This is a genomic window from Nocardioides sp. W7, assembly GCF_022919075.1.
GTDB lineage: Bacteria > Actinomycetota > Actinomycetes > Propionibacteriales > Nocardioidaceae > Nocardioides.
On record NZ_CP095078.1, the window covers coordinates 986,742 to 1,000,602 of the forward strand.

Sequence of the window (13,861 nt, forward strand, 5' to 3'; positions counted from 1 at the left end):
CCGCTCAGGATGGGCCCGTCCGGCGCCCCGCGCCACGGGATTCCCCGGCCGCTCGCGGCGGGTGTCAGCCGGCTGACCGCCGCCTGTCAGTCCGGCCGCGCACGCTGCGAGCAGGAACCGACCCGATCAGCTGGAGGACCCATGAAGACCGACGACCTCGCCGAGCGCCTGTTCGGCTCCGTGCTCGGCGCCCTGGACGTGCTGTCGCTGCACGTCGGCGACCAGCTCGGCCTGTACCGCCTGCTCCACCAGCGCGGACCCTGCACCGTGGCGGAGGCCGCGGTCGGCGCCGGGATGCAGGAGCGCTACGCCCGGGAGTGGCTCGAGCAGCAGACCGTCGCCGGGCTGCTGGAAGTCGACGACCCGGCGCTGCCCGCCGACGTCCGCCGCTACGCGATCCCCGACGAGCACGTGCCCGTCCTCGTCGACCCCGACTCGGTCGCCTACTTCACGCCGTTCGCCCGGATGGTCGCCGCGGCCGCGGCCCAGCTGCCGGCACTGCTCACGGCGTACCGCGAGGGCGGCGGCGTCGGCTGGAGCGAGTACGGCGCGCTGATGCGTACCGCCCAGGCCGACGCCAACCGGCCGCTGTTCCTCAACCTGCTCGGCCACGAGTGGCTGCCGGCGGTGCCGGACGTGCACCGGATCCTGAGCGAGGGAGGACGGGTGGCCGACATCGGCTGCGGCGACGGCTGGTCCTCGATCGGGATCGCGCTGTCCTACCCCGCCGCCCGGGTGACCGGCTTCGACGTCGACCCCGACTCGGTGGACGCGGCCCGCAGGAACGCGGCGTCGTACGGCCTCGACGACCGGGTCGGCTTCCACCTGGTCGACGCCGCGGAGGCCCCCGGTGCGGGCACCTTCGACCTGGCGACCGCCTTCGAGTGCGTCCACGACCTGCCCGATCCGGTGGCGGTGCTCGCGGGCGCGCGCCGGCTGCTGAGGGAGGGCGGCTCGCTGATCGTGATGGACGAGCGGGTGCCCGAGGAGTTCACCGGCCCCGGGGACCCGGTGGAGCAGCTGATGTACGGCATCTCGCTGCTGGTCTGCCTGCCCGACGGGTTGTCGCACGAGCCCTCGGTCGGCACCGGCACCGTGATGCGACCCGCCGTGCTGCGGGGGTACGCCGAGCAGGCCGGCTTCGGCTCGGTCGAGGTGCTCCCGATCGAGCACGAGATGTTCCGCTTCTACCGGCTGTCGTGAGTCAGGAGTAGTCGTAGAGCGGGCACCCGGCGCTGGTGACCCGGCTCCACACCTGCTTGTCGAGGACGCCGTTCTCCGGCAGCTTCGCGTTGGCGCGCACCACGTTGACGCGGTCCGCCGTGGGGCGGTCGTACACGCCGGTGCGGTTCGCCTCCGTGAGCCGGACCGCCTCGTCCGCGCGCAGCTCGGCGTCGATGGTGATCAGCATGTCCTGCAGCTCGCCGATCCAGATCCGGTTGCCCGGGTCGCTCGCTGCGGGTGTCCCGATCTCGAGAGGCGGGGCCGCGTCGGCCGCGACCTCGCACAGGCACATGGCCCGCTGGTCGCTGCCGGCGCGCAGGAACGTCACGTTGTCGCGCTGGTGGGCCCGCTCGGTCAGCCGGGCCAGGCAGAGGTCGGTGCGGTCGCCGGGGCCGGTGTAGACGACCCACCGAGGGGCCGCCGTGGAGCGAGCCGGGGTCCAGCGGGCGTCGCAGGAACGCTGGGTGTCGAGGTAGCGGAGGTCCTCGTCGGGGGTGTTGACGACCTCGGTCCGCAGCGCCGCGGGTCGGTCGCCGAAGCCCACGACCAGGACGGCCTCGCCGGTGCACTCGAGGTTGACCAGCGGGAGGTTGATGCCGAGCGGATCGGCGACGGGGGCCGGACGCGGGTCCCGGGCACCCCCATCCTCGTCGTCGAGCAGGGCGGTCGTGACACCGCCGCCGGCGCCGAGCACGGCGGCAACGACGAGAGCGACGAGCCGGGCACGCATGGCCCTGACCCTACGAGACCCCCAGCGCTCCGAGGGCCATCCGCACCAAGAGCTCGTGCATCGGCTCGTCGGGCAGCAGTCCGCTGTGCGGGGTGGAGTTGATCAGCCCGAACGCGGCGTGGGCCATCGCGCGGGCGGGGTCGAGGGCGAGTCCGGCGTGCACCCGGCGCAGCTGGTCGGCCCACAGGTCGACGTAGGCGCGCTGCAGGGCGCGGACCTGTTCGCGCGCGTCGTCGGGCAGTGACTCCCAGTCGCGGTCCTGGACGACGATCAGCGCCCGGTGCCGCAGCGCGAAGTCGGCGTGCCAGTCGACGAGGGCCCGGACGGCGCCGGTGGCGCTCGTCGCGCGCCCGGCCCGCTCGCGCCCGACCGCGAGCAGCTCCTCGCTGATCGAGACCAGCATCGCCGCGAGCACGGCGTCCTTGGACGGGAAGTGCTTGTAGAGCGCCGGACCGGAGATGCCGCAGGCCGCGCCGAGGTCGGCGACGGAGACCCCGTGGAACCCGCGGGCGGCGAACAGCTCGGCAGCCGTCGCGAGGATCTGGTCGCGCCGCGTGGGGGCCTCGGCGGCGCTGGTCATGGGCTCAGGCTATCGGCGTGCGGCCCTGCCCCCGCGACGGCGTCCGCCCTGGCGCCGGCGGTTAACGATCGCTAACCTGGGCCCGTGGCAGACATGAGGGACCTGGTCGTCGAGCTGCGCGAGCGACTGGCGGTGGCCCGGCAGGGCGGCAGCGAGGCCGCTCGCCGCAAGCACACCGACCGCGGCAAGCTGCTGGTGCGCGAGCGGGTCGACCGGCTGCTGGACCCGGGCAGCCCGTTCCTGGAGCTGAGCCCGCTGGCGGCGTACGACCTGTACGGCGGGGGAGTGGCCGCCGCCGGCGTGGTCACCGGGATCGGCCGGGTCCACGGTCGCGAGGTGGTGGTCGTCGCCAACGACGCCACGGTGAAGGGCGGCACCTACTACCCGCTGACGGTCAAGAAGCACCTGCGCGCGCAGGCCGTCGCGTCCGAGAACCACCTCCCGTGCGTCTACCTCGTCGACTCCGGCGGGGCGTTCCTGCCGATGCAGGACGAGGTGTTCCCCGACCGCGAGCACTTCGGTCGGATCTTCTTCAACCAGGCCAATCTCTCCGCGCGCGGGATCCCGCAGATCGCGGCGGTCATGGGCTCGTGCACCGCGGGCGGCGCCTACGTGCCGGCGATGAGCGACGAGACCGTGATCGTGCGCGACCAGGGCACGATCTTCCTCGGCGGCCCGCCGCTGGTGAAGGCCGCGACCGGGGAGGTCGTGACCGCCGAGGAGCTCGGTGGCGGCGAGGTGCACGCGCGCACCTCCGGCGTCGTCGACCACCTCGCCGACGACGACGCGCACGCGCTGGCCATCGTGCGGGGGATCGTGGACACCCTTCGACCGGCGCCCGTGGCCCCCTGGGAGATCCGGCCGGTCGAGGAGCCGCTGGAGGACCCGGCCTCGCTCTACGACGTCGTCCCGGCGGAGGTCCGCTCGCCGTACGACGTCCGCGAGGTGATCCGCCGCGTCGTCGACGGCTCGCGGTTTCAGGAGTTCAAGAGGCTGTACGGCGAGACGCTGGTGACCGGCTTCGCGCACATCTGGGGCCACCCGGTCGGGATCGTGGCGAACAACGGGATCCTGTTCAGCGAGTCGGCGCTCAAGGGCGCGCACTTCATCGAGCTGTGCAACCAGCGCGGCATCCCGCTGGTCTTCCTGCAGAACATCTCCGGCTTCATGGTCGGCCGGGAGTACGAGAACAAGGGCATCGCCCGCGACGGCGCGAAGCTCGTCACGGCGGTCGCGTGCAGCGTGGTCCCGAAGTTCACCGTCGTGATCGGCGGCTCGTTCGGGGCGGGCAACTACGGCATGTGCGGGCGGGCCTACGACCCGCGGTTCCTGTGGATGTGGCCCAACGCGCGGATCTCGGTGATGGGCGGGGAGCAGGCCGCGTCGGTGCTCGCGACCGTCGCCGGTCGCCCTGAGGACGAGGAGTTCAAGGCCCCGATCCGCGACCAGTACGAGTCCCAGGGTTCGCCGTACTTCGCCACCGCCCGGCTCTGGGACGACGGCATCATCGACCCCGCCGACACTCGCCGGGTGCTCGGCCTGGGGCTCGCCGCCGCGGCGAACGCGCCGGTGCCGGAGCCCTCCTACGGCGTCTTTCGGATGTGAGGGCCGCAGTGACGCACGAGGAACGAGCGCGTCGAAACCCGCCGACGTTCACCGAGGAGAGTTGATGATCGAGTCCCTCTGCATCGCCAACCGCGGCGAGATCGCCGTCCGCGTGATGCGCACCGCGGCCCGCCTCGGCATCCGCACCGTCGCCGTGTTCACCGAGCCCGACGCCACGGCCCCGCACGTCCGGGCCGCGGACGAGGCGGTGCTCGTGGCGTCGTACCTCGATGTCGACGCGGTGGTCGCCGCCGCCGTCGCCACGGGTGCGGACGCGGTGCACCCGGGCTACGGCTTCCTCTCCGAGCGAGCCGCCTTCGCCCGTGCGGTGCTCGACGCCGGCCTGCTCTTCGTCGGCCCGTCGGCCGAGGTGATGGACGCGATGGGACGCAAGGACGCGGCCCGCGAGGTCGCCATCGCGGCCGGGGTGCCGGTGGTGCCGAGCGACTCCGGAGGTTTCGGTGATCGAGTAGCCCGTGAGGAACGAGGGGGCGTCGGAGGTTTCGGTGATCGAGTAGCCCGTGAGGAACGAGGGGGCGTCGGAGGTTTCGGTGATCGAGTAGCCCGTGAGGAACGAGGGGGCGTCGGAGGTTTCGGTGATCGAGTAGCCCGTGAGGAACGAGCGGGCGTATCGAGATTCCCGGTCCTGGTGAAGGCGGCCGCCGGCGGCGGCGGCAAGGGCATGCGCGTCGTCCGCTCCGCCGAGGAGATGGAGGAGGCGGTGGCCGCCGCGAAGCGCGAGGCCCTCAGCGCATTCGGCGACGACACCATGCTGGTCGAGAAGTACGTCGAGCGCGGCCGGCACGTCGAGGTCCAGGTGCTGGCCGACACCCACGGCACGGTGCTGCACCTGTTCGAGCGCGACTGCTCCACCCAGCGCCGGCACCAGAAGGTGCTGGAGGAGGCGCCCGCACCCACCATCACCCCCGAGGTGCGCGAGCTGGTGACGTCGTCGGCCGTGGCGCTCGCCCGCCAGGTCGGGTACGTCGGCGCGGGGACCGTGGAGTTCCTGGTCGACGACGAGACGGGCGAGGCGTACTTCCTGGAGATGAACACCCGGCTCCAGGTCGAGCACCCGGTCACCGAGCTCGTCACCGGGCTGGACCTGGTCGAGCTGCAGCTGCGGGTCGCCGCCGGTGAGCCGCTGGGGCTGACCCAGGACGACGTCCGCTGCGAGGGGCACGCCATCGAGGCCCGGGTGTACGCCGAGGACGCCTTCGGCGGCTTCCTGCCCCAGGCCGGGGCGACCTCCATCGTGCGCTGGCCCGCGAGCGCCCGCGTCGACCACGCCCTGGAGCCGGACCAGGTCGTGAGCACCTCGTACGACCCGATGCTGGGCAAGGTGGTCGTGCACGGCCCGGACCGCGAGTCGGCCCGGCGGGCCCTGGTCGCCGCGCTCGACGAGACGGTGATCCTCGGGCTGACCACCAACACCGGGTTCCTGAGGGCGCTGGCCGCGGGCGAGGCGTTCCGTGACGCGGCCATCGACACCGCCTGGCTGGACCGGCACGAGGTGGCTCCGCCCGACCCCGACCTCCCGCGTCTCTTCGTGGCCTGGGTGAGCGCGCTGCTCACCGTGGTCGGCGACACCGGTCACCCGTTCCAGGCCGACGGGTTCCGGCTGGGTGCGCCGCCCGCGCCGACGCTGGTCGCGCTCGAACGGGAGGTCGTCGTGGACCGGCACGCGGGCACCGTCGACGGCGTACCCGTGCGTCAGCTGGCCGCCGCCGACCACGTCCTGGAGCTGGCCGTCGACGGCCGCCGGGTGCGGATGGTGGTGAATGTGCAGCGGGACGTCGCCGAGGCGTCGTACCAGGGTCAGCGGTTCGTCTTCGCCCGTCCCGACGCCCTGGCCGACCACGGTCCGCTCGCCGGCGACGGCCTGGTCACCGCCCCGATGCCCGGCACGGTCCTCGAGGTCCGGGTCGAGCCGGGCACGACTGTCGCGGAAGGCGACCCGCTGGGCATGCTGGAGGCGATGAAGATGGAGCTCACCCTGCGCGCGCCCTTCGCCGGCACGGTCGTCGCGGTCGACGTCGCCGCCGGCCAGCGGGTCGCCCTCGGTGCGGTCCTGTTCCACGTGGAACCGGAGGAGGTCACATGAGTCCCACGGGCAACTGTGGTTGCTGTAACGCGATGTTCGCCGCACTGGCCGCATGCTGCAGCGGCCGGGTAGTGGGGCGAACATCGCGTTACAGCCCGAGCGCCCGCCGCGCCCACCCCGGAGCCCTCCGATGACCCCCGGCCTGCCGACGGTCGTCCCCGAGCCCGGGCTGCCCGAGCGGGTGACGATCTACGAGGTCGGCCCACGCGACGGGCTGCAGAACGAGCAGGCCCTGGTGCCGACCGAGGTGAAGGCCGAGTTCGTGCAGCGCCTCGTCAGAGCCGGGCTGCCCGTCGTGGAGGCGACCAGCTTCGTCCACCCGCGCTGGGTGCCGCAGCTGGCCGACGCCGAGGAGCTGATGGGCCTGCTGGGCGAGGCCGGCCGGCGGCACCCGGTGCTGGTGCCCAACGAGCGCGGGCTGGACCGCGCGCTGGCCCTGGGGCTGGAGCACGTCGCGATCTTCGGCTCGGCCACCGAGACCTTCGCCCAGAAGAACCTCAACCGCAGCCTCGACGGCCAGCTGGAGATGTTCGAGCCGACGGTACGTCGCGCGCGCGACCACGGGCTCGACGTCCGGGCCTACGTCAGCATGTGCTTCGGCGACCCCTGGGAGGGGCCGGTGCCGGTCGAGCAGGTCGTCGCCGTCGGCACTCGGCTGCTGGACCTGGGCGCGAGCCAGCTCAGCCTCGGCGACACGATCGGCGTCGGCACCGCCGGGCAGGTCACCGCCCTGGTCGCGGCGTTCGACGCGGCCGGGGTCGGCGTCGACCGGCTCGCGCTGCACTTCCACGACACCTACGGCCAGGCCCTGACCAACGCGTACGCCGCGCTCCGGGCCGGCATCACCACCTTCGACGCGAGCGCCGGCGGGCTGGGCGGCTGCCCCTACGCGAAGAGCGCCACCGGCAACCTCGCGACCGAGGACCTGGTGTGGCTGCTCACCGGTCTCGGCATCGAGCACGGTGTCGACCTGGCGGCGCTGGCGGCCACGAGCACCTGGCTGGCCGACCGGCTCGGCCGGCCCAGCCCGTCCGCCGTGGTCCGCGCGCTGGCCTGATCAACGGGGCCGACGGGTGCCGACGGGCCCTGCGGCACAATCTGCCCATGGCCGACGTCGTCTATCTCCACCTCGGTGCGCCCAAGACGGGCACCACCTACATCCAGGACCGGTTGGCCCTCAACCGGCCCACCCTCGCCCGGCACGACGTCCGCTACCCCGTCGGCTCGAACGGTGACATGTTCCGTCCCGCGCTCGACCTCGTCGAGCGACCCTGGGCCGGCCTCCAGCGCGACGTGGAGGGGGAGTGGGACGCACTCGTCCGTCGCACCCAGCGCGCGAAGGGCAGCGTGATCATCAGCCACGAGATCCTCGCCGGCGCGAACCGGGAGCAGGTCGAGCGGGCCGTGACCTCGCTGGCCCCGGCCGATATCCACATCGTCGTCACCGCGCGCGACATCGCCCGGCAGGTCCCGGCGGAGTGGCAGGAGCGCCTCAAGCACCGCCACGTGTCGTCGTACCGCCGCTTCGTGCGCCGGATCGAGCGGCGTCCCCGGTCCGAGCCGGCGAAGTCCTTCTGGCAGGTCCAGGACCTGACGCGGGTGCTGGAGCGGTGGAGCAGCCAGCTGACCCCGGACCACGTGCACGTCGTGACCGTGCCGCACCCGGGCGCGCCGCACGACGAGCTGTGGCGCCGGTTCTGCCGCGCGGTCGACGTCGACCCGGCGTGGGCCCCGCTCGACAGCGTCCGCCGCAACCCGTCGATCGGCGCCGCCGAGACCGTCCTGCTGCGTCGGCTCAACGCCCGGCTGCGCACGGAGGGCCTCCAGCAGGCCGACTACGCGACCCTCGTCCGGCAGCTCATCGTCCACGAGACCCTGGCCGCCCGCGGTACGGCGGAGAAGGTCACCCTCCCGCCGACGTCCTACGACTGGGCCGACGAGATCGCCGACCGCTGGCACGACTGGCTGGTCGGCTCGGGGGTCGACGTCGTCGGTGACCTCGACGACCTGCGTCCCGTCCGACCGGCCCCGGACGCGCCCTGGAAGAACCCCGACCGGCCCCGCCAGCGCGAGGTGACCGACGTGACGATGGAGGCGCTGGTCGCGGTCGTGATGGAGGCGGCCCGTCGTACCCCGCCCGACGAGCAGCTGACCGCGCGGGTCGGCAAGGTCGCCCGGCGACTGCGCGAGCGGTGAGCACCCGGTGAGCACTCCCGCGAGCGCCGGCCCGCGGCGGGCCTGGGGCTGGCACGCGCACCTGCGCGCCGGCGGCACCACCGCTTGGGGCGCGTGGACCGAGGAGGCCGAGCCGGCCGGGCGGTACCTGCCCGGTGCGCAGCAACTCGAGCTGCTGCGCCGGCTCAACGAGGCGGGCCGGCCCACCGCCGGCCTCGCCGCCCGCGTGCTCGTGGCCAGTGCGCCGGGACGGGGCCGTCCCGACCTGGAGCTCGCCGGCGCGGCCGCGCCGCGCAGGTACGGCGCGCAGCCGGTCGACCCGACCGAGCTGCCCGACGAGGAGCTGGTCCGGGTCGCGAGCAGCCTGCTCGCCGAGGACGCCGTCGCCGCCGGGGTGCCCGCCCGCCCGGCGCCGGCCCGGAGCCGGCCGTGGCGGACCCGCTACCGCCTGGTCGGCGACCCGTGGCTCACCGAGCCCATCCGCACCGAGCTGGCCGCCCGCGGCCGGCCGTCGGGCGACCGCGGCGCTCCGGTCCTCGTCCTGGGCACCGACCTCGCGAGCCTGATCGTCGACGTCTGGACCGCCCGCTCCTTCTCGACCGGGGCGCCCTCCTGGTCCGAGTGGATCGCCGGGATCGCCGAACGCCGCCGTCCCCCGCGTCGCGCCGACCTGGTCCGGACCGCGCGCCGGTGGGCCGACGAGGTCGGCCGGGACCGGGTCCGGGTCGTGCTCGACCCGGCGGCGCTGCCGCGCCTGGTCGGCGTACGACGCGGCGCGCTGCCCGTCCCGCCGCCGGTCTCGGCGGACGCGACCGACCTGGCCCGCCGGGTCGGGGCGGTGCTGGGCGTGCTGGTCGCGCCCGAGCGCCGCGTCGAGCTGCTCCGCGAGGGGCTGCTCCCGCGGCTCGCGGCGCTCCCCGGACCCGCGCTCACGATCCCCGCCGGGCTGGCCCCGTGGGTGCAGGAGCACGCCGGGCGGATGCGCGAGGACCTGCAGGTCGATGGCTACGCTGTCGTCGGCGACCCGGACGTCCTGCTGCCGCGACCGCGCGCGGGGGTCGAGGGTCCACGCGACGACGCCGTCCTCGCGCTGGCGCTGCGCCTGCTGTTGGAGAACGAGAACGGAAGGCCCGGATGAGCGAGCGCGTGCTGCTGCACGTCGGCACCCCGAAGACGGGGACGTCGTACCTCCAGGACGTGCTCTTCCGCAACCGGCCGACCCTCGCCGAGCACGGCATCCTGTACCCGGCCGAGCGGTTCGACGAGCACTTCCTGGCTGCGCTCGACCTGATGCGGCTGCCCTGGGGCGGCCTCGAGGTCCAGGCGGTCGGCGCCTGGGACCGGCTCGCCGCGGCGGTGCGGGAGCACGACGGCACCGCGGTCGTCAGCCACGAGATCCTCGCGACCGCCTCGCGCTCCCAGGCCGACCGCGCCCTCGCGTCGCTCGGGCACGGCTCCGGCACCGAGGTGCACCTGGTGCTCTCGGTGCGCGACCTGGTGCGCCAGATCCCCGCGGAGTGGCAGGAGAACCTCAAGCACCGCAGCCTGCTGAGCTACGCCACCTTCCTGGAGCAGATCCGCGACCCCGCTCGCGAGGGCCGGATCCCGACCTGGTTCTGGGGGGTCCAGGAGGTCCCCGACATCCTGGACCGCTGGGGCCACGACCTGCCGCCGGAGCGGATCCACCTGGTCACCGTGCCGCCGCCGGGCGGCCCACGCGACCTGCTGTGGCAGCGGTTCAGCCGGGTCTTCGGCCTCGACGACGTCGAGCTCGACCTCGAGGTGGAGCGGGTCAACCCGTCCCTCGGCGTCCCGGAGACGGCCCTGATCCGGCGCATCAACCGCGCCGTGAACGGCGAGCTCGACTCCAGCACCTACCGACCGCTGGTCCGCGAGCTGCTCGCCCACCAGACCCTGTCCCGACGTACCCGCTCTCCGCGGCTCGCGCTGCCCCCGGACGTGCACCCGTGGGCGCGCGACCTGCAGACCGCCTGGGTGGCCGAGATCCGGGAGCGGGGGTACGACGTGGTCGGTGACCTCGACGACCTCACCGGCCCACCGCCGCCCGCCCGGTTCGCCGACCCCGACGCCCCGTCGCAGCGGCAGGTGGCCAACGCCGCCGTCGACGCGATCAGGGCCTTGCTCCTCGAGAACGCCCGTCGGGTGGTGGCCGAGGACACGCTCCGCGCCGAGCTCGACGAGGCCCACCGCGCACTGGAGCGCTCCTACCTGCGCCCGACGTACCGCTGGCGCGAGAAGACCGTCCGCCGGCTGCAGGACGGGCGGCTCGGCACCCGGCTGCTGGAGACCTACCGCCGCGCGCGGGGCAGGAGCTCGGAGTCGGCGTAGCGGCCGATCCGCCAGGTCGCGTAGCCGTCGGCGCCCAGCCCGACCAGCCCGCCGACGATCGGCACCCGCCGACCTACGGTCACCGCGAGCCGCTTGCCGGCGACCTTCGAGATCAGCTCACCGGCGACCTCGGCGCTGATCTGCCGGTCGAGGTCGGGGTCGTGGTGGGGAGCGGTCGCCAGGGCCATCGGCGGGGCGGGGAGCTTGCGCTTCTTGACCAGCTTGTCGACCGAGTCGCGGCCGAGCATGCAGGTCAGGATCGCGTTGCGGACCCGGGGGTCGTCGAGGTCGTAGCCGCGCAGGTGGGCGATGCCGGCGACCATCCGGCACTGGATCAGCGCCAGGCCGGTCACGTTGGTGGGGATCGTCAGGGCCGCGGTGACGATGCCGCCGATGTTGGTGACGAAGCCCTGCGCGCCCGCGTAGCGGACGTGGTTCTCGATCACCTCGTGGACGGCCTTCTCGACGTCGCCGCGCTGCTCGCGCAGCTGCGCCTCGGCGGCCTTCGCGGCCGGCGGGAGCGGTCCGACTCCGACGATCGCGCGGTGCAGCGCCTCGCGGACGAACGACGAGGTCAGCCCGGGCGCCATCGCGGCGGCGCGCGGGGCCATCTGGCGGGCGACGCCGCCGGTCATCCGGCCCATGGTGCTCATGCCCACGATCCTACGGAGGGGCCGGTACGCCGTACCGTGTCCGCGTGCCGACCGAGCCGCCGCCGACGCCGTGGGTCCTGCCCGATCCGACGCTGGCCGACGACGACCTCGACGACCTCGTCGCGATCGGTGCCGACCTCGAGCCCGGCACCCTGCTCGCGGCCTACCGGGCCGGGCTGTTCCCGATGCCCGGGGGGCGTCCCGGGGACCCGACGTACTGGTTCTGCCCCGTCGACCGCGGGGTGCTGCCGCTCGACGGGCTCCGGGTCTCGCGCTCGCTGCGACGCTCGGCTCGAGAGTTCGAGGTGCGGGTCGACACCGCCTTCGACGAGGTGGTCGCCTCCTGCGCGGACCCGCGCCGGCCGCAGGGCTGGATCGATCGCGACATCCGACGGGCCTACGACCGGCTGCACGAGCTGGGCTGGGCGCACTCGGTCGAGGCGTGGCGAGACGGCCGCCTGGTCGGGGGCCTGTACGGCGTCGCGATCGGCGGCCTGTTCGCCGGGGAGTCGATGTTCCACCACGAGCGGGACGCCTCGAAGGTGGCCCTGATCGCGCTGGTCGAGCTGCTCCGCGACGAGCACGCCGGCCGGCGGCTGCTCGACGTGCAGTGGCAGACCCCGCACCTGGCCTCGCTGGGGGTGGTCGAGGTGCCGCGGTCGTCGTACCTCGCGGCGTTGCCCGGGGCGCTGGAGCTGCCGCTGCCGGGGGTGTTCGGGGGTGAGTGAGGAAGTTCCCCGGTTAACCGGGGAACTTGGACGTTCTGCGGCGAAATGTCGGCCGAGAAGGTCCGGCTTCGCCCGAGAGGTCCGGGCCCGGCCTCAGACGACCGTCGGCGGTTGGCCGGTCTCGCTGACCATCGACCGGCCGGCGGCCGCCCAGTCGACCATCCCGCCGTCGAGGTTGACCACGTCGATGCCCTGCTGCGAGAGGTAGCCGACCGCCTGCCCGGACCGGCCGCCCACCTTGCAGACGACCAGCACCTGGCCGGATGGCACCTCGTCGAGACGGTGCGGCAGGTCCATCAGCGGGATGTGCACCGCGCCGTCGATGTGCCCGTGCTCCCACTCGACGTCCTCGCGGACGTCGAGGACCGCGAGGCCCTCCGGGAGCGGGTCGGGCACGCCGTCGATCGACACCGAGGGGATCATGCGGCCACGGTACCGGCGGACCCGGACGGTCAGGACCGCGGCCGACGCGAAGGACCGGTCGACCACCCGGCGGCCTACTTCAGCAGCTTGCTCATCCGGCGGTCGGCGAGCGGCTTTCCGCCGGTCTGGCAGGTGGGGCAGTACTGCAGGGAGGAGTCGGCGAACGAGACCTCGCGGACGAGGTCGCCGCAGACCGGGCACGGCCTGCCGGTCTGGCCGTGCACGGCGAGATGGGACTTCTTCTCGCCCTTCAGCTCGCTGGCGGCCAGCCCGCGGGAGCGCTCGACGGCGTCGCCGACCGTGCCCCGGATGGCGGCGTACAGGATCTCGAGGTCGTCGCCCTCGATGCTCGAGGCGGGCTTGTACGGCGACATCCGCGCGGCGTGCAGGATCTCGTCGGAGTAGGCGTTGCCGATGCCGGCGATGGTGCCCTGGTGGCGCAGCACGCCCTTGACCTGCTTGCGGCCCTCGCGCTGCAGGATCCCGGCGAGCACGTCGACGGTGAAGTCGTCGGTCAGCGGGTCGGGGCCGAGGGAGGCGATGCCGGGGACGTCGTGGGGGTCGCGGACGACGTACATCGCCAGGCTCTTGCGGGTGCCGGCCTCGGTCACGTCGAGGCCCGACTGGTCGTCGAGGACGATCCGGACGGCGAGCGTGGACTTGGTGCTCGGCTTCGGCGGGATCGTCGGCACCTCGTCGCGCCAGCGCACCCAGCCGGCGCGGGCGAGGTGGAGCACCAGGTGGACGCCGGAGGCCTCGATGTCGAGGAACTTGCCGTGCCGGGTCACGTCGTCGACCAGCGTGCCCTCGATCGCCGACAGTGGCGGGTCGAAGGTCTTCAGCGCACTGAACTGCGCCACGTGGACCTTCGTGATGGCGCGACCGGCCAGCCGGCCTCTCAGGTCGAGGGCCAGCGCCTCCACCTCGGGCAGCTCGGGCACGCACCGATTGTAGGGAGAACCGCTGACAATCGGGGCCGAGCGGGAGCATCATGAGGCATGGCCGCAGCCCGTCCGCTCCCGCACCTGGGGTCGATCTTCCTCGACGCCCGCGGTGCGGACCGAGCCCTGCGGGTCTCCTGGCACCACGAGTCCGGCCTGGTCGTGCTGTCGTTGTGGCGCGAGAACGTCTGCGCCGGCTCGTTCCGGCTCGCGGTCGACGAGGTGCCGGACCTGATCGACATGCTCCGCACCGGCCTCGACGTGGCGTACGACGCCGCGCTCGGCGACCGGAGCGACACCGGCCCGGTCGCTCACGACACGGCGCCGGTCTACGAAATTTCTTAGACAC

At 73.8% G+C, this 13,861-nt stretch carries 14 protein-coding genes; 9 read left to right on the forward strand and 5 right to left on the reverse strand.

The annotated features are described in order from the left end of the window. Positions 1–141 precede the first annotated feature (141 nt). The gene (locus tag MUB56_RS04770; protein WP_244930762.1) at positions 142–1,203 is read left to right on the forward strand and encodes a class I SAM-dependent methyltransferase; all 1,062 of its coding nucleotides are present in this window, start codon (positions 142–144) and stop codon (positions 1,201–1,203) included. 1 nt (position 1,204) lies between these two features. Here MUB56_RS04770 and MUB56_RS04775 read toward each other — a convergent pair whose 3' ends face one another. Both MUB56_RS04775 and MUB56_RS04780 read right to left on the reverse strand, forming a co-directional pair. After that, on the reverse strand, positions 1,205–1,954 hold the full coding sequence (locus MUB56_RS04775) for a hypothetical protein (protein WP_244930763.1): 750 nt from the start codon (positions 1,952–1,954) through the stop codon (positions 1,205–1,207). A gap of 10 nt (positions 1,955–1,964) precedes the next feature. Next, positions 1,965–2,534: a TetR/AcrR family transcriptional regulator gene (locus MUB56_RS04780; protein ID WP_244930764.1), complete on the reverse strand. Its 570-nt coding sequence runs from the start codon at positions 2,532–2,534 to the stop codon at positions 1,965–1,967. A gap of 93 nt (positions 2,535–2,627) precedes the next feature. Between MUB56_RS04780 and MUB56_RS04785 the strand changes: the two genes are divergently transcribed. The 6 genes from MUB56_RS04785 to MUB56_RS04810 all read left to right on the forward strand — a co-directional run bounded on the left by MUB56_RS04785 (position 2,628) and on the right by MUB56_RS04810 (position 10,767). Continuing rightward, positions 2,628–4,139 (forward strand): carboxyl transferase domain-containing protein, encoded by a 1,512-nt coding sequence (locus MUB56_RS04785; protein WP_244932354.1) that lies wholly within the window; start codon positions 2,628–2,630, stop codon positions 4,137–4,139. Between the two features lie 64 nt (positions 4,140–4,203). After that, positions 4,204–6,243, forward strand: coding sequence for a biotin carboxylase N-terminal domain-containing protein (locus tag MUB56_RS04790; RefSeq protein WP_244930765.1), 2,040 nt, complete (start codon positions 4,204–4,206; stop codon positions 6,241–6,243). 130 nt (positions 6,244–6,373) lie between these two features. Next, positions 6,374–7,300: a hydroxymethylglutaryl-CoA lyase gene (locus MUB56_RS04795; protein ID WP_244930766.1), complete on the forward strand. Its 927-nt coding sequence runs from the start codon at positions 6,374–6,376 to the stop codon at positions 7,298–7,300. Between the two features lie 47 nt (positions 7,301–7,347). Next, positions 7,348–8,439 carry a hypothetical protein gene (locus MUB56_RS04800; RefSeq protein WP_244930767.1) on the forward strand — a complete coding sequence of 364 codons (1,092 nt, stop codon included), beginning with the start codon at positions 7,348–7,350 and terminating at the stop codon, positions 8,437–8,439. A 7-nt stretch (positions 8,440–8,446) separates the two neighbouring features. After that, complete coding sequence (locus tag MUB56_RS04805) at positions 8,447–9,556, forward strand: hypothetical protein (protein WP_244930768.1); 1,110 nt, start codon at positions 8,447–8,449, stop codon at positions 9,554–9,556. After that, entirely contained in the window at positions 9,553–10,767 is a 1,215-nt protein-coding gene (locus MUB56_RS04810; protein WP_244930769.1) for a hypothetical protein, read from the forward strand. The genes MUB56_RS04805 and MUB56_RS04810 overlap by 4 nt, the downstream gene beginning before the upstream one ends. Here the strand turns inward: MUB56_RS04810 and MUB56_RS04815 are convergent. Beyond that, the gene (locus MUB56_RS04815; RefSeq protein ID WP_244930770.1) at positions 10,728–11,420 is read right to left on the reverse strand and encodes an EcsC family protein; all 693 of its coding nucleotides are present in this window, start codon (positions 11,418–11,420) and stop codon (positions 10,728–10,730) included. The two genes, MUB56_RS04810 and MUB56_RS04815, sit on opposite strands and share 40 nt — an antisense overlap. A 44-nt stretch (positions 11,421–11,464) precedes the next feature. Between MUB56_RS04815 and aat the strand changes: the two genes are divergently transcribed. Next, the gene (gene aat, locus MUB56_RS04820) at positions 11,465–12,148 is read left to right on the forward strand and encodes a leucyl/phenylalanyl-tRNA--protein transferase (RefSeq protein ID WP_244930771.1); all 684 of its coding nucleotides are present in this window, start codon (positions 11,465–11,467) and stop codon (positions 12,146–12,148) included. Between the two features lie 93 nt (positions 12,149–12,241). Here the strand turns inward: aat and MUB56_RS04825 are convergent, their stop codons facing one another. Both MUB56_RS04825 and MUB56_RS04830 read right to left on the reverse strand, forming a co-directional pair. Next, complete coding sequence (locus MUB56_RS04825; RefSeq protein WP_244930772.1) at positions 12,242–12,571, reverse strand: rhodanese-like domain-containing protein; 330 nt, start codon at positions 12,569–12,571, stop codon at positions 12,242–12,244. 74 nt (positions 12,572–12,645) lie between these two features. After that, positions 12,646–13,512, reverse strand: a complete 867-nt coding sequence (locus MUB56_RS04830) for a DNA-formamidopyrimidine glycosylase family protein (protein WP_244930773.1) — start codon at positions 13,510–13,512, stop codon at positions 12,646–12,648. A gap of 57 nt (positions 13,513–13,569) precedes the next feature. On the opposite strand from MUB56_RS04830, the gene MUB56_RS04835 reads away from it, so the two are divergent. Then, complete coding sequence (locus MUB56_RS04835; protein WP_244930774.1) at positions 13,570–13,857, forward strand: hypothetical protein; 288 nt, start codon at positions 13,570–13,572, stop codon at positions 13,855–13,857. Positions 13,858–13,861 lie beyond the last annotated feature (4 nt).

Bases quoted from the DNA above. Each gene is read 5' to 3' on its own strand.
- MUB56_RS04770 (WP_244930762.1), top strand. From the start codon at position 142: ATGAAGACCGACGACCTCGCCGAGCGCCTGTTCGGCTCCGTGCTCGGC.
- MUB56_RS04775 (WP_244930763.1), bottom strand. From the start codon at position 1,954: ATGCGTGCCCGGCTCGTCGCTCTCGTCGTTGCCGCCGTGCTCGGCGCC.
- MUB56_RS04780 (WP_244930764.1), bottom strand. From the start codon at position 2,534: ATGACCAGCGCCGCCGAGGCCCCCACGCGGCGCGACCAGATCCTCGCG.
- MUB56_RS04785 (WP_244932354.1), top strand. From the start codon at position 2,628: ATGAGGGACCTGGTCGTCGAGCTGCGCGAGCGACTGGCGGTGGCCCGG.
- MUB56_RS04790 (WP_244930765.1), top strand. From the start codon at position 4,204: ATGATCGAGTCCCTCTGCATCGCCAACCGCGGCGAGATCGCCGTCCGC.
- MUB56_RS04795 (WP_244930766.1), top strand. From the start codon at position 6,374: ATGACCCCCGGCCTGCCGACGGTCGTCCCCGAGCCCGGGCTGCCCGAG.
- MUB56_RS04800 (WP_244930767.1), top strand. From the start codon at position 7,348: ATGGCCGACGTCGTCTATCTCCACCTCGGTGCGCCCAAGACGGGCACC.
- MUB56_RS04810 (WP_244930769.1), top strand. From the start codon at position 9,553: ATGAGCGAGCGCGTGCTGCTGCACGTCGGCACCCCGAAGACGGGGACG.
- MUB56_RS04815 (WP_244930770.1), bottom strand. From the start codon at position 11,420: ATGAGCACCATGGGCCGGATGACCGGCGGCGTCGCCCGCCAGATGGCC.
- MUB56_RS04825 (WP_244930772.1), bottom strand. From the start codon at position 12,571: ATGATCCCCTCGGTGTCGATCGACGGCGTGCCCGACCCGCTCCCGGAG.
- MUB56_RS04835 (WP_244930774.1), top strand. From the start codon at position 13,570: ATGGCCGCAGCCCGTCCGCTCCCGCACCTGGGGTCGATCTTCCTCGAC.